Raw genomic sequence first — 21,235 nt, 5'->3', positions numbered from 1 at the left:
ACCGTCCGGCCGGACCCGGTCCCCGGGGGCTCCGTACGATGGCGGGCATGACCGAAGAGCCCCGCCCCCGCCGTCTCGTCCTCGCCTCCCAGTCCCCCGCCCGCCTGGCCCTGCTGCGCCAGGCCGGGCTGGCGCCCGAGGTCGTCGTCAGCGGCGTCGACGAGGACGCCCTGACCGCCGCCACCCCCGGTGAGCTGGCCCGCATACTGGCCGAGGCGAAGGCCGCCGCCGTCGCCGCCCGCCCGGAGGCCGCGGGCGCGCTGGTCGTCGGCTGTGACTCGGTCCTGGAGCTGGACGGCCGGGCGCTCGGCAAGCCCGCCGACGCTGAGGACGCCACCGCCCGCTGGAAGTCCATGCGGGGCCGCTCCGGCATCCTGCGGACCGGCCACTGCGTCATCGACACCGCGGCCGGCCGCCAGGTGTCCGCCACCGCCTCGACCACGGTCCGCTTCGGCGAGCCCACCGACGACGAGATCGCCGCCTACGTCGAAAGCGGCGAGCCCCTCTTCGTCGCCGGCGCCTTCACCCTCGACGGCCGCTCCGCCCCCTTCATCGACGGCATCGACGGCGACCCCGGCAATGTCATCGGCCTCTCCCTGCCGCTGCTCCGCCGCCTCCTCGCCGACCTGGACGTGGCAATTACCGATCTGTGGACCTGAGTTCCTCATAGGCTGCCCGCATGGCAACCGTTGTCGAACTGATCAGCTACCCCGTCAAGGGGTGCGCCGGCGTCCCGACCGCCGAGGCGGAGCTGACGCCGGCCGGCCTGGCGCATGACCGCAGCTTCATGGTGGTCGCGGCGGACGGCGTCTTCCGCAGCCAGCGAAAGGACCCGCGGCTGGCGACGGTACGCCCCGAGGTGAGCGCCGACGGATCCCAACTCACCTTGTCGGCGCCGGGAGTCGAGCCGCTCCGCTTCGCTGTCGACCTCGGCGGCGAAGCCGGGGCGCCCCGGTCGGACATCGAGATGTTCGGGATGCCGTACCGCGCCGTCGACCAGGGCGAAGCGGCGGCCGGCTGGCTCTCCGAAGTGCTCGGCGCGCCCAGCCGGCTCGTCCGCGTACCGCCGGAGCACGACCGGGTGACCGACGGCCTCACCCCCGGCACCTCCGGCTTCGCCGACAGCAGCGCCGTACACGTCCTCTCCCGGGCCTCCCTCGACGACCTCAACGCCCGTATCACCGCCGCAGGCCGCGCCCCGGTCCCGATGGAGCGCTTCCGGCCCAACATCGTCGTGGACGGATGGGACGAGCCGCAGACGGAGGACGGGGCGCGGCGGATCACGGTCGGCGGCGGTGAGTTGGGGTTCGCCAAGCTCGCCATCCGCTGTGCCGTCACCCTGGTCGACCAGCCGACGGGGACGAAGCAGGGCCCGGAGCCGCTGCGCACGCTCGCCTCCTACCGGCGGGTGCCCGAGGGCGGGGTGGCGTTCGGCTCGAAGTTCTCCGTGCTGGCGACCGGAAAGGTGGCGGTGGGCGACGCATTCAACGTCACGGCGTGGGGAACCGATTGATCCGATACGGCCCGATCAGCCGGATCAGACCGATCAGTCCCGCCTCATGAGGAGTGCGCACATGCCCAAGATCCTGATCATCGCCGGCGACGCCACCGAAGATCTGGAGTTCTTCTACCCCTACCAGCGGCTGCTGGAGGAGGGCTACGAGGTCCGGATCGCGGCTCCGTCACGCAAGAAGCTGCAGTTCGTCGTGCACGACTTCGTCGACAACTTCGACACCTACATCGAACGGGCGGGCCACTCCTGGCCGTCCGACCTCGCCCTGTCCGAGGTCGACCCGGCCGAGTACGCCGCGCTGGTCCTCCCGGGCGGCCGGGCCCCCGAGTACCTCCGCAACGACACCGACTACCGGCGCGTGGTCACCCACTTCTTCGACGCCGACAAGCCCGTCGCCCACATCTGCCACGCCGCCATCACCCTCGCCCCCCTCGGCGTCCTCAAGGGCCGCCGCACCGCCTCATACCCGGCCTGCGCGCCGGACGTGGAAATGGGCGGCGGCACGTTCGTCGACGGCTCGGCGGTCGTCGACGGCAAGGTCGTCTCCGCCCGCGCCTGGAACGATCACCCGGACTGGATGCGCGCCTTCCTGCGTGTACTGCGGGAGGAGGCGCCCGTCCAGGGCTGAGCGGCCCCGGTGGCCCGCCGCAGTCCGCCGCACGGGCACCGGCCCGTCGGCCGGACTGCGGCCGTCGGCTCCCTCCGCGGCACACCCGGCCCCGGATCACCGGGCCGTGGCACACCAGGCGCTCAGGGCACCGGCAGCGCGTAGAGCGACGTGTCGTTGAGGATGAACACCCGGTTGCCGTCCGCCACCAGCCACGAACGCTCGGACTTGGGGAGCTGATACGTCAGGACGGTGACGCCGGTCGTCAGATCCGCCGCGTACACCCGGTACCAGGGCTCGCCCTCGATGGACCAGAGGGCGCGCCCGTGGATGAACACCGGGAGGCCGTAGGCGCTCTCCCCGTTCCCGCCCTGGATTTCGCTGCCGTCGCTGGTCTTCCTGATGCTGGGCCACTGGCCGTGCGCGGCGCAGACGGTGTCATCGTCGAAGACCGTCGGCGGGCTCCAGTCCTCGTGCCTGTCCCACGCGTCCTGCTCCTCGATCGACCACAGCTTCTTGCCGTCGCCGATCCGGCGGGCGGTGAGCGTCTTGCCGTTGAGGTAGACGGTGGTGCCGTGGACGGCCGGGCGGATCATGCCGGTTCCTTGGCCCCGCAGTTCCCACACCTGGTGGCCGTCGGCCGTGTCGACGGCGAGCACGTTGCCGTCGCTGGTGGAGAGGATCAGGCGGCCGTGAGCGACGGCACCCGGAGGTTTGATCTTGGTGCGGTAGTTGGCGGCGATCTTCGCCGTCCAGCGGATCTTGGCGTCGGAGCGGCGGACGGCGCGGAGTTGGTGGTCCTTCGTCAGGACGTAGACCGCCTCGTCGTCGGCGGCCAGGAGGACGCTCGCATCGGCGTCGACGGTCCAGCGGGGCTCGCCCGTCGAGGCGACGAAGGTGCGGATCGTGCCCTTGGTGTCGGCGGCGGCGATCAGCCGGTCCGAGAGGGAGAGATAGCGGCTGGGCGCGCTGACGTCACGTACGGCCCAACGGCGTTTGCCGTCCACGACGTTGTGGGCCGCGATCCCGCCGCCGGCCGCGCCGAAGACGATGACGTCGCGTACGGGCAGCGGCGCCGGGGTGTCGTCGGCGAGCACCTCGACCGGGCCCCAGAGCGCCTTCGGCGACCCGCCGACGATGTAGTCACCGTCGTCCGCGGACAGCACATGCGCCTCGGGGGTCTTGACGGCCGGTGGGAAGGCGAAGAGGTCGACCTTCTTCCTGGGCGCCGGGGTGTGGCCGGGCGGCCAGAGCGCGACGGCCGCGCCGCCGCCCGCCGCGAGGACCACCCCACCCGCGGCCAGGCCGGTGAGGAGCCGGCGCCGGGTCACCGCGTTCGGGGAGCCGGACGCCTCGGGCAGGACCAACGTGGTCAGCTCATGGATCCGGCTCTCCCGCTCCTTGATCGCGCCGGCCACCTTGCCGCGCCGCCAGGCCCGTTCGGCTCCCTTGGGCGGCGCGAAGGCCGCGTCGATCTGGGCCGGGGTGGGCCGGGCGGCCGGGTCCTTGGCGAGGCAGGGGGCGATGAGCGCCCGAAGCTGTTCCGGGACGCCGTCCAGGTCGGGCTCGTCGTGGACGACCTTGTACTGGAGGGCGGCGATATGGGTGGCGTCGAAGGCCCGTCGACCGCTGGCCGCGTAGGCCAGGACCGCGCCGAGGGAGAAGATGTCGGCGGGGGCCGCGACACGGCGGCCCAGGACCTGTTCGGGGGCGCCGTAGCCCGGCGTGACCGGGATCTGTCCGGTGGTGGTGAGGGTGAGGCCGTGCTCCGGGCGGGCGATACCGAAGTCGATGACACGCGGGCCGTCCGACGTCAGGACGATGTTCGGGGGCTTGAGGTCGCGGTGGATCAGGCCCGCGGCGTGAATGTCCGCCAGAGTGCGGGCGATCGACGCGGCGATGGCGCGTACGGCCGGTTCGTCGAACGGGCCGTACGCCTCGACGGCTTCGTCGAGGGTCGGTCCGGTCAGGAACTCGGTGGCGATCCACGGGCGGCCGCCCTCGGTCTGCGCGCCGAGGACGCACGCCACGCCCTTGCTGGTCACGGCCTGCGCCGCCTGCGCCTCACGGACGAAGCGCTGCACGAGGTTCGCCTCGTCGGTGAGCTCGGGCCGGAGCACCTTGACCGCGGCGACGGTCCCGGCGCCGTCCTGTCCGACGTAGACCTTGCCCATACCGCCTTCGCCGAGCACACCGAGCAGGCGGTACGGGCCGAGGCGCAGGGGATCGCCGGTGCCGAGGGGGTTCATGGGTGATGGTGGCTTTCTGCGGAGGTCGGTGGAGGGCTGGCCGTGGGTCTGTCCGTGGGGCTACTGGAGGGGGAATCCGGCGAGGAAGTGCTCCCCCGACGCGATGATCATCTTGCTCTGCTCATGCGCGGTGAAGCGGTTGCCGTTGGCCTTGTAGAGGTGGTCGGTGGTGCGCGAGGCGAGGCCGATCGCCCGGAGCGCCCCCGCACTCTCGCTGTACGTGTACGCGTACCGGGAGCCGATGACGGGGCGGGACGTGAGGGACGCCTGCGCGCCGTCGCCGCCCTTCTCCGTCCATCGCGGCTTCCCGCTGCCGGCGTCGGCCCCCACGAGGCCGAGGCCCTTCTCCACCGCGTACACCACACCGTCCTTCAGGACCGGCGGCCCGTAGCTCTTCCCTGCGGCCGATTCCCACGCCTGCCCGCCGTCGCTCAGCCGCAGCGCCCGCAACCGTCCGGTGCCCAGGTAGAGGTGCTTGCCGTCGGCCGTCAGCGGGTGGTGCACGTCGGCCGGCTTGACGCCGTCCCACGGCTTCTCCCAGGCGACCTTCCCGGTACGGATGTCACGGGCGACGACCCGGACCTTGCCGTCGTTCATCTCCTGGAGGAGCAGCAGCCGGTTGCCGGCGGCCTTGGCTGCGAGGAAGTGATGCCGGTGAGATTTGGCGGGATGGAACGGCAGCGGATCGTTCCACGGCCGGCGCCCCGTGGTGAGGTCCACGGCGGTCACGGACCAGGGAAGCAGGCGATCGTACCCCTTGACCTTCCCGTGGGAGATCGCCATGTAGAGCGTGTCGCCGGCGACCGCCAGCAATCGGGCGTTGAGGCCGCCGTGCTGGGCGTCCGACACCGCGGCAAGGTGCTTTCCGGCCTTGCCCGTGGCGAGGTCGACGCGTGCGATGAACCATGAGACGGATTTCGGGAACGCGCTGCCCTCGGCACGTTCCTCGACTCTCACGTTCTGATAGACGCGCTTGCCGTCCGAGACGACCTGCCAGGAGTCATCCGTCCACAGCGAGATCGGCGGCCATTTCGAGTCACCGGACTTCGGGTCGATGCCGCGCGCTTCGGCACCGGCCACCAAGATAGCCAGGTCGCCGGCCACGAAGGGCACTTCGGGCGACTGATCCTCACTGGGGCCACCGGACTGGATCTGCCACACCGAGTCCAGCTTTTCCCTCTTCAGCGCGCTGACGCTCGGCCCCGGCGTCGGCTTCTTGTACGGCCCCGCCGGCCCCGTCCCCGGCTCGCTCCGCCCCAGCCACGCCCATACGCCCGCCCCGGCCCCGGCCACGCCGAGTACGGACCCCGCCCCGGCCATCAGCAGCCCCCGGCGGGAGAGACCGCTCGCGGTGGGGGCGTCGGCGGACGGCACGGTCGGCGGCTGGTCGGCCGGTGCCGGCAGACGCTGCGGGACGATCTGCCAGACCTCGCTCGCCCGCCGCCCGATCTCCGCGAGCACCGCGGCCGGCAGATGGTCGGCGAACTCCCCGCTGCCGTCATGGAGTTGAGAGGAAAGCTCGGCGGTGGTCGGGCGCTCCGCGGAGTCCTTGGCCAGGCAGCGGGAGAGGATCGGGACGAGGGCGGCGGGGGTGCCGGTGAGGTCCGGTTCGCCGTAGCGGACCCGGTAGAGGAGGTCCGCGGGCCGGCCGTCGCCGAACGGGCCGTGGCCGGTGGCGGCGAAGACCAGGACGCCGGCGAGCGCGAAGACGTCACCGGCCGGGGTGTGCTCCTCTCCGGTGGCCTGTTCCGGCGACATGAACGCGGGGGTGCCGACCGCGGCGCCGGTGTGGGTCAGCCGGACATCGCCGAGGGCGCGGGCGATACCGAAGTCGATGACCTTCGGGCCGTGGGCCGTGACCATGATGTTCGACGGTTTGAGGTCACGGTGCACGACATCGGAGTGGTGCAGTTGACCGAGCGCCCCGCACAGCGCCGCCCCCAGGGCCCGTACGGATGCCTCGGGCAGCGGGCCGGCCAGCTCCACCGCCTCGTCGAGCGGCGGGCCGAGGACGTACTCGGTGGCCATCCAGGGGGTTTCGGCGAGCGGATCGGCGTCGACGACCTGGGCGCCGTAGCGTCCGCCGATGACCCGGGCGGCGTCCGACTCCAGCCGGAAGCGGGTACGGAATGCGGTTTCCGTGGCGATCCTGGCGTGCATCGTCTTGAGCGCCAGGGTCCGGCCGCCCGGGGAGCGGCCGAGATAGACGGTGCCCATGCCGCCGCTGCCCAGCCGGGCGATCAGGCGGTACGGGCCCAGGCCGGGCGGGTCGTCGTGGGCGAGAGGGGAAGGCATGGCGGGCGTCAGTCCTGGCGTGCGGCGGGCGGAAGCGGGATGTTGGCGGCCAGCAACTCGGCCGACTGGCGGGCGAGGGCCGCGATGATCCGGCCGGGCAGCCAGCCGGGGCCGAGCGCGGCGGCGGCGCGGCCGGCGGGGTTCCCGGCGGCGTCGAGCACGGTGGCGGGGGACGGCGCAGCGGCGGCGAAGCCGGCCGGGGCCTCGGGTGCGGGTGCGGGTGCGGGTGCCGAGGTGGCGTCGTCGGCGATCGGGCTGAGCGCGTCCAGCAGCTCGGCGGGGCGTGGCCGGACCGTCGGGTCCCGGGACAGACAGCCCGTGATGACGGTCCGCAAGGCGGCCGGCAGCTCTTCCCGCTCCGGCACGGTGTAGCCGGTGGCGGCGTAGGCGAGCGTCGCGCCGAGCGCGTAGACATCGCCCATCGGGTGCGGTCGCCCGCCGTTCGCCTGCTCCGGCGGCAGGCTCCCCGATTCCAGGCCCGGCAGTCCGGAGCGCGGTGTGCCGTCCTCGGCCGCGGCCCGTACCGCCCCGAAGCAGGTGAGCCGGGGCCCGTCCGCGGCCAGCAGCACGGCCGCGGGGGACACGCCGGCGTGGATCAGGTTCTGCCCGTGCCCGATGATCAGGGTCTCCACGAGGGCCGCGCCGAGCGCCCGTACGGTGCGTTCGGGCAGCGGCCCGCCGTACAGGGCGAGCGCGGTGGGCAACGGGACCGCGGGGAGGTACGGGCGGGCGTACCAGGGGGCGTCGCCGGGCGCCGCGAGCTCGGTGGCCGGTGAGGACCACGGACCGAGCAGATAGCGCGAGGCCTCCGCCTCGGCCAGGAACCGCCCGGGGTCGGCCCCCGGCAGCGGGACGCTGATCAGCACCGTACGGTCGCCGTCCGCGCTCCGCCCGATGAACCGCTGCTCCGGTACGGGTATGCCGGACGTCTCGTCGTCCAGCCCGCGGAGCACCGCGTACGGGCCGATCGGGCCCATCGCCCCGCTTCGCGCCCGGCCTCCCGTACCCGCAACTGGCGCATGCATGCGCACCATCCCCCGTCCGACGACACAGCGTGATGAGCCTACCCGGGCGTGTCGCGCGGTCTCGGGCGGAGTCGAATCCGCCCGGGAGCGGGCGGAGTTAGGGGCGGGCCGGCAGGAGGCGGGCCCGGCGGAATCCGGGGGCGGGTCAGGCGGAGGTGGGGGCCGCCGGGGCGGGGCCGTTCGGGGCGGCGTTCGGAGTGCGGTCCGCACCCTCGTCACCCGTACGGCCCTCTCCGTAGGCCACCAGTGTCAGCACCAGCAGCCCCAGCACCACCATCATCGCGAGGAACGCGACCCAGCCGACCAGGCCGACGGCGAAGGCGCCCAGGAGGCCGTGCACCACCGCGCAGCTGATGAGGACGGTACGGGTGAAACCGCCGGGGGCGCGGTCGCGCAGGGCGGTGCGGAGCAGGACGACGGCGCAGAAGAGGAGGTAGAGGCCGAAGAGGCCGCCGCCGACCCAGGAGCCGGTGGACATCGCGCGGGGCTCCAGCCCGGCCAGGGACATCTGCTGCCTGTCCACCACGATGCTCAGGATCCAGTTGAGCAGCACGATCCCGAACGCCTCCAGGATCAGTACCACCGCCGCGGCCAAGGCCACCGGCCGTCGCGCCATCACCCCGTCCACCCCACTTCCACCGTTTGCCGAGCACGATGCGCCATGAGGACGCCGGTTGCCGCTCTTACCGTTGGCCACGCGAGTACAGCTGTTACCTCAAGCACAAGAGGGCATCGCGCACGCTACTAACGGGTAATAGCTGGGGCAAGGGTTCTGCACGAGTGGGTGCGGATGAGTGCGGGCAAGCGGCCGGCGGCGCGCCGACGGACGGAGCCGGACGCAAAGTTTCCTTCGCCCATTCGTAGGGACTCCACAAAGAATTGACGATTCGCAGGACGCTCAAAGTTCGAGACCTAGGCCACACCGGGACGCGGGTCGGAGCCCAGGAATCCGGGCCTACCCTGGGATACCAGGGGGCTTAGGTCCCTCACTGGCGCCCCGAACACACTCCGTGTGGGCAAGCTCACCCCAGGGAACGGGTCGGCACGCGGTGTCGCCAGTCCCTAAAATCGCCGCATCCATTAGTTGCGGCGAAGCGCCAAGGAAGGACCCCCATCGTGCGCAAGGTGCTCATCGCCAACCGTGGCGAAATCGCTGTTCGCGTTGCCCGTGCTTGCCGGGACGCGGGGATCGGCAGCGTGGCCGTCTACGCCGACCCCGACCGGGACGCTCTGCACGTACGCGCGGCGGACGAGGCATACGCCTTGGGCGGTGACACACCTGCCACCAGTTACCTGGACATTGCCAAGGTCCTGGCCGCCGCCGCCGATTCGGGCGCGGACGCCATCCACCCCGGTTACGGCTTCCTCTCCGAGAACGCCGAGTTCGCGCAGGCCGTCCTCGACGCGGGGCTGACCTGGATCGGCCCGCCCCCGCAGGCCATCCGCGACCTCGGCGACAAGGTCGCGGCGCGGCACATCGCCCAGCGCGCCGGCGCGCCGCTGGTCGCCGGCACCCCCGACCCGGTTTCCGGTGCCGAGGAGGTCGTCGCCTTCGCCAAGGAGCACGGCCTGCCGATCGCGATCAAGGCGGCCTTCGGTGGCGGCGGCCGCGGTCTGAAGGTCGCCCGTACGCTCGACGAGGTCCCGGAGCTGTACGACTCCGCGGTGCGCGAGGCGGTCGCCGCCTTCGGCCGCGGCGAGTGCTTCGTCGAGCGCTACCTGGACCGCCCGCGGCACGTCGAGACCCAGTGTCTGGCCGACAAGCACGGCAACGTGGTCGTCGTCTCGACCCGTGACTGCTCGCTGCAGCGCCGCCACCAGAAGCTCGTCGAGGAGGCCCCGGCCCCGTTCCTGACGGACGAGCAGAACGACGAGCTGTACCGCGCGTCCAAGGCCATCCTCAAGGAGGCCGGTTACGAGGGCGCCGGCACCTGCGAATTCCTCGTCGGCCAGGACGGCACCATCTCCTTCCTGGAGGTCAACACCCGCCTCCAGGTCGAGCACCCGGTCACCGAAGAGGTCACCGGCCTCGACCTGGTCCGCGAGATGTTCCGGATCGCCGACGGCGAGGCGCTGGGTTACGACGACCCGGCGGTGCGCGGCCACTCCTTCGAGTTCCGTATCAACGGTGAGGACCCGGGCCGCAACTTCCTTCCGGCGCCCGGCACGGTCACCAGGTTCGACGCCCCCGCCGGTCCCGGCGTGCGCCTGGACGCCGGCGTGGAGTCCGGTTCGGTCATCGGCCCGGCCTGGGACTCCCTGCTGGCCAAGCTGATCGTCACCGGCGCCACCCGCGAGCAGGCGCTGCAGCGCGCCGCCCGCGCGCTGTCGGAGTTCCATGTGGAGGGTATGGCCACCGCCATTCCGTTCCACCGCGCGGTGGTCAAGGACCCGGCGTTCGCACCCGAACTCACCGGCTCCGACGGCCCGTTCACGGTCCACACCCGCTGGATCGAGACCGAGTTCGTCAACGAGATCACGCCGTTCGCCGCGCCCGGCGCGGACGAGGCCGAGGCCGACACCCGTGAGACGGTCGTCGTCGAGGTCGGCGGCAAGCGCCTGGAGGTCTCGCTGCCGTCCTCGCTCGGGATGCCACTGGCCCGCGCCGCGGTCGCCGGTGGCGCCAAGCCCAAGCGCAAGGCCACCAAGAAGGCCGGCAGCGCCGCATCCGGCGATGCGCTCGCCTCCCCGATGCAGGGCACCATCGTCAAGGTCGCCGTCGAGGAGGGCCAGCAGGTCGCCGAGGGCGAGCTGGTGGTCGTCCTGGAGGCGATGAAGATGGAGCAGCCGCTGAACGCGCACCGCTCCGGCACCATCAAGGGCCTGACCGCCGAGGTCGGCGCGGCGCTCACCTCCGGCGCGGTGATCTGCGAGATCAAGGACTGACGCGGTAGCACTTCGGACCACGTGCGGGGCTCCCGGCAACCGACTGCCGGGAGCCCCGCACGTCTGTCCGCACAGGCCTAGGAGTTGCCCACCACGTCCTCCGGGAACGTCAGCTGCTTGTCCATCCACTGGAGCGCGGCGGGCAGTTCGCGCCGCCAGGTGGCGAAGTTGTGGCTGCCGTGGTCGAGGACGATCGAGTCGGCCTTCATCGGCGGTTTGACCGCGGCCAGGAAGGCCTGGGCCGCCGGATAGTTCTTCTCGCCCGTACGGCTGGTGCCCACCAGGACGCTCACCTGCGGGGCGGGCAGATGCTGCAGCCGCCACATCAGATCGTGCTCCTGGCGGCGGCGCACCCGGTCCTGGCCGTCGCCGAAGAGGTCGCCGGTCGTGGGGTCGTTGCTGACCTTGTAGTCGGGCGAGAGGGCGGCCGCCGCGGTGTAGGTACGGTCGTGCCGCATGGTCAGCTGGAGCGCGCAGCTGCCGCCCGAGGAGTAGCCCAGGACGCCCCAGCCGCCGGGGTCGTGGCCGACGCGGTAGTGCGACCTCAGCGCGTCCGGCACATCGCGGGCGAAGAAGGTCTCGGCCTGCGGGCCGCCCGGTACGTCGACGCACTGGGTGTCGCGCGGCGGCGCGATGGTGGGCCGCAGCATCACGATCACGGTCGGCTGCATCTTGCCGGCGCGGATCAGCCCGGCGGCGGTCTGCGGCAGCCGCAGATGCTGGCCCAGCAGGAAGGTGCCGCCCGGGTAGCCGCTGAGCGCGACGATGACGGGGAACCGCTGGCGGGCGTACTGCGGCTGGAAGTACTGCGGCGGCAGATAGACATACGCCGGGTCCACCGCCCGGGTCCGCTTGCCGACGATCCGTACGGATTCGACCTTGCCCGACTGCTCCGGCGGGCCCTTCGGCAGGCCGTGCACCTTGTCCAGGCCGTCCGGGCCCGATGTCTGGACGAGGCCCTTCGACGGGTCCCCGGCGGGCCCGGCGGTACCGGCGTTGCCCCATTTGCCGTGGGCGGCGGGCGCGTCGTCGTACAGGCCGAGCAGCTCGTGCCAGGAGGCGTAGAACTGGAAGTTGGCGTTCACCGCGAGGCCGAGCGCCGCCACGATGGTCAGCTGGGTCGCGGCGATCGAGCCGAGCCGCCCCAGCAGCGCCCGCGGTCCGCGCCCGGCGAACCGCGGCCACAGCCAGAGCGTGAGTCCTACGCAGACCACGGCGACCGCGGCCATGGCGTACAACAGCGATCGGCTGGTCAGTCCCATGACGTTCCCCAGATGTTCCGCGCCGTCGCCCGCTCCCCCGGCGGTCCGCCACGGCGTATTCCAGGGCCTCCGGGAGAGCCCGGAAGACCTCATTGCGCCAGGTTTGATGCCTCTTGGCGGCGTGACGTTGCGACGCCGCCGAGGTGTTCGGCCGCGCGACCACCGGGGTATGCCGGGACTTCATGCCCGGTCCGCCGGCCGTCCACCCCAGGGGGCGGCGGGACCCGCCCGGCCCCGGCGGAGGACGCCTCCGACACCTCGTGCGTACGGCACCGGGGCCCCCTCCGATGGGGCAATGGCATGCTGGAGCCACCGGACCGCAACCGGCCGGGTCGAGGGAGGACGGCGATGGCGACCGAGACGGCAGGGCAGCGGCAGGCGACGCGAGGTGCGGTGGCGACCGTACCTGCGCGCACGCATGACGTACGCCCGATGCGAGCCGATGCGCGCCGCAACTACGAGCGGCTGCTGACCGAGGCGCGCACGGCCTTCACCGAGCACGGCACGGACACCTCGCTGGAGGACATCGCACGCCGCGCCGGCGTCGGCATCGGCACCCTCTACCGGCACTTCCCCAACCGCACCGCCCTGATGGGCGCGGTCTTCCAGGGCGAGGTGGACGCCCTGCTGACCTACGCCAGGGAGCTGGCCGATGCGCCGCAGCCGTGCGCCGCACTGGTCGAATGGCTGCGCGCGATCATCACGCACGCCAGCACCTACCGCGGGCTGTCGCGCGCGCTGATGACGGCGTCGGCGGACGACAGCTCGGGGATGGCGCGGTGCAGCGTGCCGATGCGCGAGGCCGGCGACGCGCTGCTGACCCGCGCCCAGCGGGCCGGGGCAGTGCGCCCCGATGTGAGCATCAGCGATCTGATGCAGCTCACCAACGGCATCGCGCTGGCCGTCGAGGAGTCCCCGGACGATCCGAAGCTCGCCGACCGGCTGCTGACGCTCACCCTGAGCGGGCTGAAGGCGGAGAGCTAAGGGCTGTCCCGTAGTCCCTGGTGGATCACGGCCGGGAGCTCTCCGAAGCGCCTTCGGGCTCCGAGGTGGCGCGCCCGTTGCCCGGCGCGCCCCCGGCTCCTCCGCTCAGCGGCGTCGTGGGGCCAGATCGGCGACCCGGCCGCCCGATGCCTCGGTCAGTGGCGTGGCCGAGCGCAGCTGTGGCGCGCCGCCTCCGCCGCCCGGCGGGTGGCTGCGCCGCTGGCCCGGCAGCGGGACGTCCCGCCGTGGGCCCCTGCGCTCCCCCGCGCCGCCGTCCAGGCCGGGCTGGCCCGGCCCGTGGCCCGCGCCCGAACCGCTGGCGACAGCGATCTGCACGCCCTGGTCGGCCAGCGCCTGAAGCTCCGTGGCGGCGCGGTCGTCGTGGCCCGGTGGCTCGTCCGTGACCAGGCGGGTGATCACATCCGTCGGCACGGTCTGGAACATCGTGTCGGAGCCGAGCTTGGTGTGGTCGGCGAGCACCACCACCTCCCCCGCCGCCTGGACGAGCGCCCGGTCGACGCTCGCGGAGAGCATGTTGGAGGTGGACAGGCCGCGCTCGGCGGTCAGCCCGCTGCCCGACAGGAAGGCGCGGGACACCCGCAGGCCCTGGAGGGACTGTTCGGCACCGCTGCCGACCAGCGCGTAGTTGGAACCGCGCAGGGTGCCGCCGGTCATCACGACCTCGACCCGGTTGGCATGGGCCAACGCCTGGGCGACGAGCAGGGAGTTGGTGACGACGGTCAGGCCGGGGACACGGGCGAGCCGGCGGGCCAGCTCCTGGGTCGTGGTTCCCGCACCGACGACAATGGCCTCGCCCTCTTCGACGAAGCCCGCCGCGAGATCGGCGATGGCCGTTTTCTCCGCGGTCGCTAGATGGGATTTCTGTGGAAAACCGGATTCGCGGGTAAAACCTCCCGGCAGGACCGCACCGCCGTGCCGGCGGTCGAGCAGTCCCTCTGCCTCCAGCGCCCGCACGTCCCGCCGTACGGTTACTTCGGAGGTCTGGACGACGCGGGCGAGCTCCCGGAGCGATACCGCTCCGTTGGCGCGCACCATTTCAAGGATCAATTGGCGACGTTCTGCAGCGAACACGAAACTGACAGTAACGCCAACGACCGTCTGTTTTCAGCAGGTTGCACCAATTAACGGAAGTTGTTCACACCGCGGAGCGTGACGTGGTATGCGGTGTGCATATGTCGGGCGAATGTCGAACTGCCGGGCGGTGCGACCTGCTTGCTACCTGGTCAGCACCCTTGGGGGAGCTCACCGCGGCAGACCCCCAGGATGACCCGGTCACCCTCCCCGCAGGGACGTTTCATCCCAAGTGCTCAGTGGGGGCACAAAGATTTCAATCGCTCATTGCCGTCCGCCCGGCGACTCTCTGTGGGCTGTTCGCGGGTCTTTCGCGGCTACTCGCCGGCCGTCTTGCGGCTGTGGAGCTGACGGGCGACCTCGGCGATCGAACCGGACAGCGACGGGTAGACCGTGAAGGCGCTGGCGATCTGCTCGACCGTCAGATTGTTGTCGACCGCGATCGAAATCGGGTGGATCAGCTCGCTGGCGCGCGGGGAGACGACCACACCGCCGACGACGATGCCGGTGCCCGGACGACAGAAGAGCTTCACGAAGCCGTCGCGGATGCCCTGCATCTTGGCGCGCGGGTTGCGCAGCAGCGGGAGCTTCACGACCCGGGCGTCGATCTTGCCGCTGTCGACATCGGCCTGGGAGTAGCCGACGGTGGCGATCTCCGGGTCGGTGAAGACGTTCGCGGAGACGGTCTTGAGGTTCAGCGGGGTGACCGCGTCACCGAGGAAGTGGTACATCGCGATCCGGCCCTGCATCGCGGCGACGGACGCCAGCGCGAAGACGCCGGTGCAGTCGCCGGCCGCGTACACACCGGGGGCGGTGGTGCGGGAGACCTTGTCGGTCCACACGTGACCGGAGTCCTTGAGCTTGACGCCGGCCGCTTCGAGGCCGATGCCCTCGGTGTTGGGGATCGAGCCGACCGCCATCAGACAGTGCGTACCGGAGATGGTCCGGCCGTCGGCGAGGGTGACCTCGACGCGGTCGCCGACCCGTTTGGCGGACTGGGCCCGGGAGCGCGCCATCACGTTCATACCGCGGCGGCGGAAGACATCTTCCAGGACGGCGGCGGCGTCCGGGTCCTCGCCCGGCAGCACGCGGTCACGGGAGGAGACGAGGGTGACGCGGGAGCCGAGCGCCTGATAGGCGCCGGCGAACTCGGCACCGGTGACACCGGAACCCACCACGATGAGCTCCTCGGGCAGCTCGTCGAGGTCGTAGACCTGCGTCCAGTTCAGGATCCGCTCACCGTCGGGCAGGGCGTCCGGGATCTCGCGGGGGTGCGCGCCGGTGGCGATCAGCACCGCGTCCGCGATCAGCCCCTCCGAGGTGCCGTCGGCGGCGGTGACCGTCACCTTGCGCGAACCGTCCGGCGCCTGGCCCGGCTCCAGACGGCCGCGACCGCGCATGACCCGGCCGCCGGCGCGGGTCACGGAGGCGGTGATGTCATGCGACTGGGCGAGTGCGAGGCGTTTGACTCGTCGGTTGACCTTGCCGAGGTCGACGCCGACGACCCGGGCCGGCCGGTCGATGTGCGGGGTGTCGTCCTCGACGATGATGCCGAGCTCCTCGTACGAGGAGTCGAAGGTCGTCATCACCTCGGCCGTAGCGATAAGAGTCTTCGACGGCACGCAGTCGGTGAGCACCGACGCCCCGCCCAGACCGTCGCAGTCGACGACGGTCACCTCCGCGCCGAGAGAGGCGGCCACCAGGGCCGCTTCGTATCCGCCGGGTCCGCCACCGATGATCACGATCCGAGTCACGTACTCCATTGTCCCGCACGCCCGAACCTTGCTCTCGCCCGGGGGCGGTCTGCGCGCCTTCCGGGCCCCGGGGTGGCTCCGCACCGCCGTGTTGTGCGAACCCCCGCTACCACGAGCCCGAGGGGCAACCTCCCGTACCCTCGGAACCATGTCGCTCTACGCCGCGTACGCCGGCAACCTCGACGCGCGGCTGATGTCCCGCCGCGCACCGCACTCGCCGCTGCGCGGCACCGGCTGGCTCAACGGCTGGCGGCTCACCTTCGGCGGCGAGCAGATGGGCTGGGAGGGTGCACTGGCGACGGTCGTCGAGGACCCGGACTCCCAGCTCTTCGTCGCGCTCTACGACATCGCCCCCATGGACGAGGAGTCCATGGACCGCTGGGAGGGCGTCGGCCTGGAGATCTACCGCCGGATGCGGGTGCGGGTGCACACCCTCGACGGCGACGAGACGGCGTGGATCTATGTCCTCAACGGCTACGAGGGCGGTCTGCCGTCCGCCCGCTATCTGGGCGAGATCGCGGATGCCGCGGAGTCGGCGGGCGCACCGCACGACTATGTGATGGAGCTGCGGAAGCGGCCCTGCTGAGGGGCGGGCCGTAATACGGGGGACGGCCTGGAACCGGCGAGGAACCGGCGAGGGCCGCCGCCGTACGGGCGGCGCCGCGCACCCGGGCCGGCTTTTGGCGGATGCCACAAGACAACGATCCGAGTACCGTGAGCAGCGACATCTACGCGCGTAGGGGATTACCGGCTACCCTCGTCCGCGTGAACGCATCTGTTACCCCGGACATCGCGCGCGACCCGCAGGGCGCCGCCGCCGACGCCGCCGCCCGCCTGCGCGAGCTGACCGGCGCCGAGACCCACGACGTCGCCCTGGTGATGGGCTCCGGCTGGGCCCCGGCCGCCGAGGCCCTGGGCGCGCCCGAGTACGAATTCCCCGTCACCGAGCTGCCCGGCTTCCCGCCGCCCGCGGTCGCAGGACACGGCGGCAAGATCCGCTCGTACCAGGTCGGCGCGAAGCGGGCGCTGGTCTTCCTGGGCCGTACCCACTACTACGAGGGCCGCGGTGTCGCCGCCGTGGCGCACGGCGTCCGTACCGCCGTCGCGGCCGGCTGCAAGACCGTCGTCCTCACCAACGGGTGCGGCGGTCTGCGCGAGGGCATGCGCCCCGGGCAGCCGGTCCTCATCAGCGACCACCTCAACCTCACCGCCACCTCCCCGATCGTCGGCGCGAACTTCGTCGACCTGACCGACCTGTACTCGCCGCGGCTGCGCGCGCTGTGCAAGGAGGTCGACGCGAGCCTGGAGGAGGGCGTCTACGCCCAGTTCCCCGGCCCGCACTACGAGACCCCCGCCGAGATCAAGATGATCCGGACCCTGGGCGCCGACCTGGTCGGTATGTCCACGGTCCTGGAGGCCATCGCGGCCCGCGAGGCCGGTGCCGAGGTGCTCGGTCTGTCCCTGGTGACGAACCTCGCCGCCGGTATGACGGGCGAGCCGCTCAACCACGAAGAGGTGCTCCAGGCCGGCCGCGACTCCGCGACCCGGATGGGCAGCCTGCTCGCCCAGGTGCTCGGCAAGCTCTGAGCCACCAGAGCAGGACGGCCGACGGCCGGCGGGTGCGCACACAGCGGCGCGGGCTGATCCGTGAAGATCGGCCGGCACGCCACCCGCCGGGCCGGCCCGCCGCCTGCCGCACGCTGCCATCGAGCGGCATCGACCGGCGTTGACCGGCATTGGCCGGATTGGCCGGTTCGGCGGCTCGATCCTCGCGCGTACGGGGTAAACGTGACGAGCCGGACGAGCCCGCCTCATCGGCACTCCTCAGCGCGCCCCCCACCCGTATCCACCGTCAGGAGCATCACGTGGCTACCGATCCCGCGGAGCTGATCACCCGGGCCAAGGCATGGCTGGCCGAGGACCCCGACCCGGAGACCCGGGACGAGCTGTCCAAGCTCATCGAAGCCGCCGACGACGCCGAGATCGCCGGCGAACTGGCCGCCCGCTTCGCCGGCACCCTGCAGTTCGGCACCGCCGGGCTCCGCGGTGAGCTGGGCGCGGGCCCGATGCGGATGAACCGTTCGGTGGTCATCCGCGCCGCGGCCGGCCTCGCCGCGTACCTCAAGGCACAGGGCGACGGCTCGGGGCTCGTCGTCATCGGCTACGACGCGCGCCACAAGAGCGCCGACTTCGCCCGCGACACGGCGGCCGTGATGGTCGGCGCGGGCCTGCGCGCCGCGCTGCTGCCGCGCCCGCTGCCCACGCCCGTCCTGGCCTTCGCGATAAGGCACCTGGGCGCGGTGGCCGGCGTCGAGGTGACCGCCAGCCACAACCCGCCGCGCGACAACGGCTACAAGGTCTACCTGGGCGACGGCTCGCAGATCGTGCCGCCCGCGGACGGCGAGATCGCCGCCGAGATCGCGGCGGTCCGCTCGCTGGCCGACGTACCGCGGCCCGGGTCCGGCTGGGAAACCCTCGACGACGCGGTGCTGACCGCCTACCTGGCCCGTACGGACGCGGTGCTGACGCCCGGCTCCCCCCGGGACACCAAGGTCGTCTACACGCCCCTGCACGGCGTCGGCCGGGACACCCTCGTCGCCGCCTTCGCCCGGGCCGGCTTCCCGGCGCCGACGGTCGTCGCGGAGCAGGCCGAGCCGGACCCTGACTTCCCGACGGTCGCCTTCCCCAACCCGGAGGAGCCCGGCGCGATGGATCTCGCGTTCGCCGCCGCGCGCTCCCTGGGCGCCGGCGACGTGGACATCGTGATCGCCAACGACCCGGACGCGGACCGCTGCGCCGTCGCCGTCCCGGCCCCCGGCACGCCGGACGGCTGGCGGATGCTGCGCGGCGACGAGGTCGGCGCGCTGCTCGCCGCGCATCTGGTGAGCAAGCGGGCGTCCGGCACCTTCGCGACCACGATCGTCTCCTCCCAGCTGCTGTCCCGGATCGCGGCCGCCGCGGCGCTCCCGTACGAGGAGACCCTGACCGGCTTCAAGTGGCTGGCCCGGGTGGACGGCCTGCGGTACGCCTACGAGGAGGCGCTGGGCTACTGCGTCGACCCCGAAGGCGTACGCGACAAGGACGGCATCACCGCCGCCCTGCTGGTCACCGAGCTGGCGGCGGAGCTGAAGCAGACCGGCCGCACGCTCGGCGACCTGCTCGACGACCTCGCGGTGGAATGCGGACTGCACGCCACCGACCAGCTCTCGGTCCGCGTCGAGGACCTGTCGCTGATCGCCGACGCCATGCGGCGGCTGCGCGAACAGCCGCCGGCCGCGCTGGCGGGCCTGACGGTGTCACGGGCCGACGACCTGAACCAGGGCACCGAGTCGCTGCCGCCGACCGACGGCCTGCGCTACTACCTGTCCGGTTCGCCGGAGGCCGGCATCGAGGCCGCCCGCGTCGTGGTCCGCCCCAGCGGCACCGAGCCCAAGCTCAAGTGCTACCTGGAGGTCGTGGTCCCGGTGGCCTCGGCCCAGGCCCTGCCCGAGGCCCGCACGCAGGCGGCCGCGGCACTGGCCGCGATCAAGCGGGACGTGTCGGCGGCGGCCGGTATCTGACACGCGGTCCGCCCGGTCGGGCAAGCGGCGATGTCGTGGGTCGGGCCCGCCTCTCGTACGAGGGGCGGGCCCGCGTCTGTTACGGCCTGCCCGGGCGCGTGGACGACGCTGCTGTACGGCGGCGCGCCAAGAGCACGGCGTGCGCGAGGACGGCGCTCAGGCGCTCAGAGCGCGATCATCACGGCCAGCCCCACCGCACCCACCACGGCCGGCGCGATGACCGCGTAGGACCAGCGCACCACCGGCTCGCCCTGGGCGCTCTCGCGATCCGCGGCGCGCTCCTTGATCTCGCGCAGTTCGTCGAGGGCCTGGTCGGCCATGGCGCGCGGCACCGGGCCGCCGGCGTCGGCGTTCGGCCCGAAGCGGGGCCGGGACGCGTCGGCGCCGCGCATCGCCTGCCGGCTGACCTTCTTGCGCTGCCGCAGCGAGACCGGGATGGCCCACAGCTGGTACTTGCCGCCGGCGGTGGACACCTCGGTGGAGAACGACGCCCGCAGATCCTGGACGGCGCCCCACGGCAGCGTGATCGTACGGAACGGGTTACGCACCGTCAGCCGGTCCTCGCCCGCCCTGACCAGCGGGCGCACGGTGTAGGCGACGACCAGCGGCGCGCCGAGCAGCAGCGCGAACAGCGCCGTGAGCTTGGTGTCGGCGGCACCCCGCAGCAGCGCGTCGCCGCCTAGCCAGAGTCCGAGCAGGAGCAGCAGGACGCCGCCGACGAGGGCGGCGGGCGAGCGGTAGCTGCGCTCGGCGTACTGCTGCTGAGGCGGGGTGGACCGTTCCTGGCGCGTCATGTCGCCGATTCTGCCTGACCGTCCGGATGCCGGACATTGCGTTACGGCATCATTCGGGCGGTGGCGGCGGACGCGCCCCGGCGCCCGTCACGGTCCTGCGCGGTGCCTGTGACCGGGCATGTTCCCGCCCCGGCGGGCTCCCGTACCATCCGGATTCGGACCTCCGAGGGGGATGACATGGCGCTACGCGCGTAGATATGCTCCCCTCGTGACCATGCCCATCACTGTTCCCGCATACGGCAAGGAAGCCGCGGGGCGTCTGGCGTCAATGGCGGACGTGACCGCCGACGACGGTGCGCTGCGCCGCTTCCTCCACGGCCTCCCGGGGGTCGACGCGGTCGGCCTCGAGGCCCGCGCCGCCACCCTCGGCACCCGCTCGATCAAGACCACGGCGAAGGCGTACGCCATCGATCTCGCCATCTCGATGATCGACCTGACGACCCTCGAAGGCGCGGACACCCCGGGCAAGGTCCGGGCGCTGTGCGCCAAGGGCATCCACCCCGATCCCACCGACCGCACCTCCCCCAAGGTCGCGGCGATCTGCGTCTACCCCGACATGGTCGCGACGGCCAAGGAGGCGCTGGGCGACTCCGGCATCCATGTCGCGTCCGTCGCCACCGCCTTCCCGGCGGGCCGCGCCGCCCTGCCGGTCAAGCTGGCCGACACCCGTGACGCGGTCGCGGCCGGCGCCGACGAGATCGACATGGTGATCGACCGGGGCGCCTTCCTCTCCGGCCGCTACATGGAGGTCTTCGAGGAGATCAAGGCCGTCAAGGAGGCGTGCGCCCGCCCCGATGGGAGCGCGGCCCACCTCAAGGTCATCTTCGAGACCGGTGAGCTCCAGACGTACGACAATGTCCGCAGGGTCTCCTGGCTCGCGATGCTCGCGGGCGCCGACTTCATCAAGACCTCGACCGGCAAGGTCGCCGTCAACGCCACCCCGCCGGTCACCCTCCTCATGCTGGAGGCGGTCCGCGACTTCCACGCCGCGACCGGCGTCCAGGTCGGGGTGAAGCCGGCCGGCGGCATCCGTACCACCAAGGACGCCACCAAGTACCTGGTGATGGTCAACGAGACGCTCGGCGAGCCCTGGCTGACCGCCGACTGGTTCCGCTTCGGCGCCTCCAGCCTCCTGAACGACCTGCTGATGCAGCGCCAGAAGCTCAGCACCGGCCGCTACTCCGGCCCCGACTACGTCACGGTGGACTGAGGCA

General features: G+C 72.3%; 17 protein-coding genes. 9 read left to right on the top strand and 8 right to left on the bottom strand.

What is annotated here, in order from left to right:
- Positions 1-47: 47 nt before the first annotated feature.
- The 3 genes from KI385_RS28460 (at position 48) to KI385_RS28450 (ending at position 2,141) form a co-directional block, all read left to right on the top strand.
- Entirely contained in the window at positions 48-659 is a 612-nt protein-coding gene (locus tag KI385_RS28460) for a nucleoside triphosphate pyrophosphatase (protein ID WP_238575004.1), read from the top strand.
- Between the two features lie 20 nt (positions 660-679).
- Entirely contained in the window at positions 680-1,513 is an 834-nt protein-coding gene (locus KI385_RS28455; protein ID WP_238575003.1) for an MOSC domain-containing protein, read from the top strand.
- A 61-nt stretch (positions 1,514-1,574) separates the two neighbouring features.
- Positions 1,575-2,141: a DJ-1/PfpI family protein gene (locus tag KI385_RS28450; RefSeq protein ID WP_238575002.1), complete on the top strand. Its 567-nt coding sequence runs from the start codon at positions 1,575-1,577 to the stop codon at positions 2,139-2,141.
- Positions 2,142-2,263: 122 nt separating this feature from the next.
- On the opposite strand, the gene KI385_RS28445 is transcribed toward KI385_RS28450, so the two are convergent.
- The 4 genes from KI385_RS28445 to KI385_RS28430 all read right to left on the bottom strand — a co-directional run bounded on the left by KI385_RS28445 (position 2,264) and on the right by KI385_RS28430 (position 8,305).
- Positions 2,264-4,369 (bottom strand): serine/threonine-protein kinase, encoded by a 2,106-nt coding sequence (locus KI385_RS28445; protein WP_238575001.1) that lies wholly within the window; start codon positions 4,367-4,369, stop codon positions 2,264-2,266.
- Positions 4,370-4,429: 60 nt separating this feature from the next.
- Positions 4,430-6,664, bottom strand: a complete 2,235-nt coding sequence (locus KI385_RS28440; protein WP_238575000.1) for a protein kinase domain-containing protein — start codon at positions 6,662-6,664, stop codon at positions 4,430-4,432.
- A gap of 8 nt (positions 6,665-6,672) precedes the next feature.
- Complete coding sequence (locus KI385_RS28435; RefSeq protein ID WP_238574999.1) at positions 6,673-7,689, bottom strand: protein kinase family protein; 1,017 nt, start codon at positions 7,687-7,689, stop codon at positions 6,673-6,675.
- Between the two features lie 145 nt (positions 7,690-7,834).
- Positions 7,835-8,305, bottom strand: coding sequence for a hypothetical protein (locus KI385_RS28430; RefSeq protein ID WP_238574998.1), 471 nt, complete (start codon positions 8,303-8,305; stop codon positions 7,835-7,837).
- Between the two features lie 500 nt (positions 8,306-8,805).
- Between KI385_RS28430 and KI385_RS28425 the strand changes: the two genes are divergently transcribed.
- A complete protein-coding gene (locus KI385_RS28425; protein WP_238574997.1) occupies positions 8,806-10,575 on the top strand; it encodes an acetyl/propionyl/methylcrotonyl-CoA carboxylase subunit alpha in 1,770 nt (589 codons plus the stop codon).
- Positions 10,576-10,652: 77 nt separating this feature from the next.
- On the opposite strand, the gene KI385_RS28420 is transcribed toward KI385_RS28425, so the two are convergent.
- Positions 10,653-11,837 (bottom strand): alpha/beta hydrolase, encoded by a 1,185-nt coding sequence (locus tag KI385_RS28420; RefSeq protein ID WP_238574996.1) that lies wholly within the window; start codon positions 11,835-11,837, stop codon positions 10,653-10,655.
- Positions 11,838-12,269: 432 nt separating this feature from the next.
- Here KI385_RS28420 and KI385_RS28415 point away from each other — a divergent pair, with 432 nt between their 5' ends.
- The gene (locus KI385_RS28415) at positions 12,270-12,821 is read left to right on the top strand and encodes a TetR/AcrR family transcriptional regulator (protein WP_128511830.1); all 552 of its coding nucleotides are present in this window, start codon (positions 12,270-12,272) and stop codon (positions 12,819-12,821) included.
- A 105-nt stretch (positions 12,822-12,926) separates the two neighbouring features.
- Here KI385_RS28415 and KI385_RS28410 read toward each other — a convergent pair whose 3' ends face one another.
- Together KI385_RS28410 and KI385_RS28405 are read right to left on the bottom strand one after the other, a co-directional pair.
- On the bottom strand, positions 12,927-13,913 hold the full coding sequence (locus KI385_RS28410) for a DeoR/GlpR family DNA-binding transcription regulator (protein WP_281066915.1): 987 nt from the start codon (positions 13,911-13,913) through the stop codon (positions 12,927-12,929).
- 317 nt (positions 13,914-14,230) lie between these two features.
- Complete coding sequence (locus tag KI385_RS28405; RefSeq protein WP_281066914.1) at positions 14,231-15,817, bottom strand: NAD(P)H-quinone dehydrogenase; 1,587 nt, start codon at positions 15,815-15,817, stop codon at positions 14,231-14,233.
- On the opposite strand from KI385_RS28405, the gene KI385_RS28400 reads away from it, so the two are divergent.
- From KI385_RS28400 to KI385_RS28390, 3 genes are all read left to right on the top strand, one after another.
- A complete protein-coding gene (locus tag KI385_RS28400) occupies positions 15,816-16,253 on the top strand; it encodes a gamma-glutamylcyclotransferase family protein (protein WP_238574995.1) in 438 nt (145 codons plus the stop codon). The two genes, KI385_RS28405 and KI385_RS28400, sit on opposite strands and share 2 nt — an antisense overlap.
- 179 nt (positions 16,254-16,432) lie before the next feature.
- A complete protein-coding gene (locus tag KI385_RS28395) occupies positions 16,433-17,254 on the top strand; it encodes a purine-nucleoside phosphorylase (protein ID WP_238574994.1) in 822 nt (273 codons plus the stop codon).
- A 278-nt stretch (positions 17,255-17,532) separates the two neighbouring features.
- Entirely contained in the window at positions 17,533-19,227 is a 1,695-nt protein-coding gene (locus tag KI385_RS28390; RefSeq protein ID WP_238574993.1) for a phospho-sugar mutase, read from the top strand.
- A gap of 164 nt (positions 19,228-19,391) precedes the next feature.
- On the opposite strand, the gene KI385_RS28385 is transcribed toward KI385_RS28390, so the two are convergent.
- A complete protein-coding gene (locus KI385_RS28385) occupies positions 19,392-20,021 on the bottom strand; it encodes a PH domain-containing protein (RefSeq protein ID WP_238574992.1) in 630 nt (209 codons plus the stop codon).
- 214 nt (positions 20,022-20,235) lie between these two features.
- Between KI385_RS28385 and deoC the strand changes: the two genes are divergently transcribed.
- A complete protein-coding gene (deoC, locus tag KI385_RS28380) occupies positions 20,236-21,231 on the top strand; it encodes a deoxyribose-phosphate aldolase (protein ID WP_238577881.1) in 996 nt (331 codons plus the stop codon).
- The last annotated feature ends 4 nt before the right edge of the window (positions 21,232-21,235 follow it).

Origin of the sequence: Streptomyces inhibens (genome assembly GCF_022221585.1) — a bacterium.
GTDB lineage: Bacteria > Actinomycetota > Actinomycetes > Streptomycetales > Streptomycetaceae > Streptomyces > Streptomyces inhibens.
Note: the sequence above shows the minus strand (reverse complement) of the source record. Positions and strands in the feature narration are given on the sequence as shown.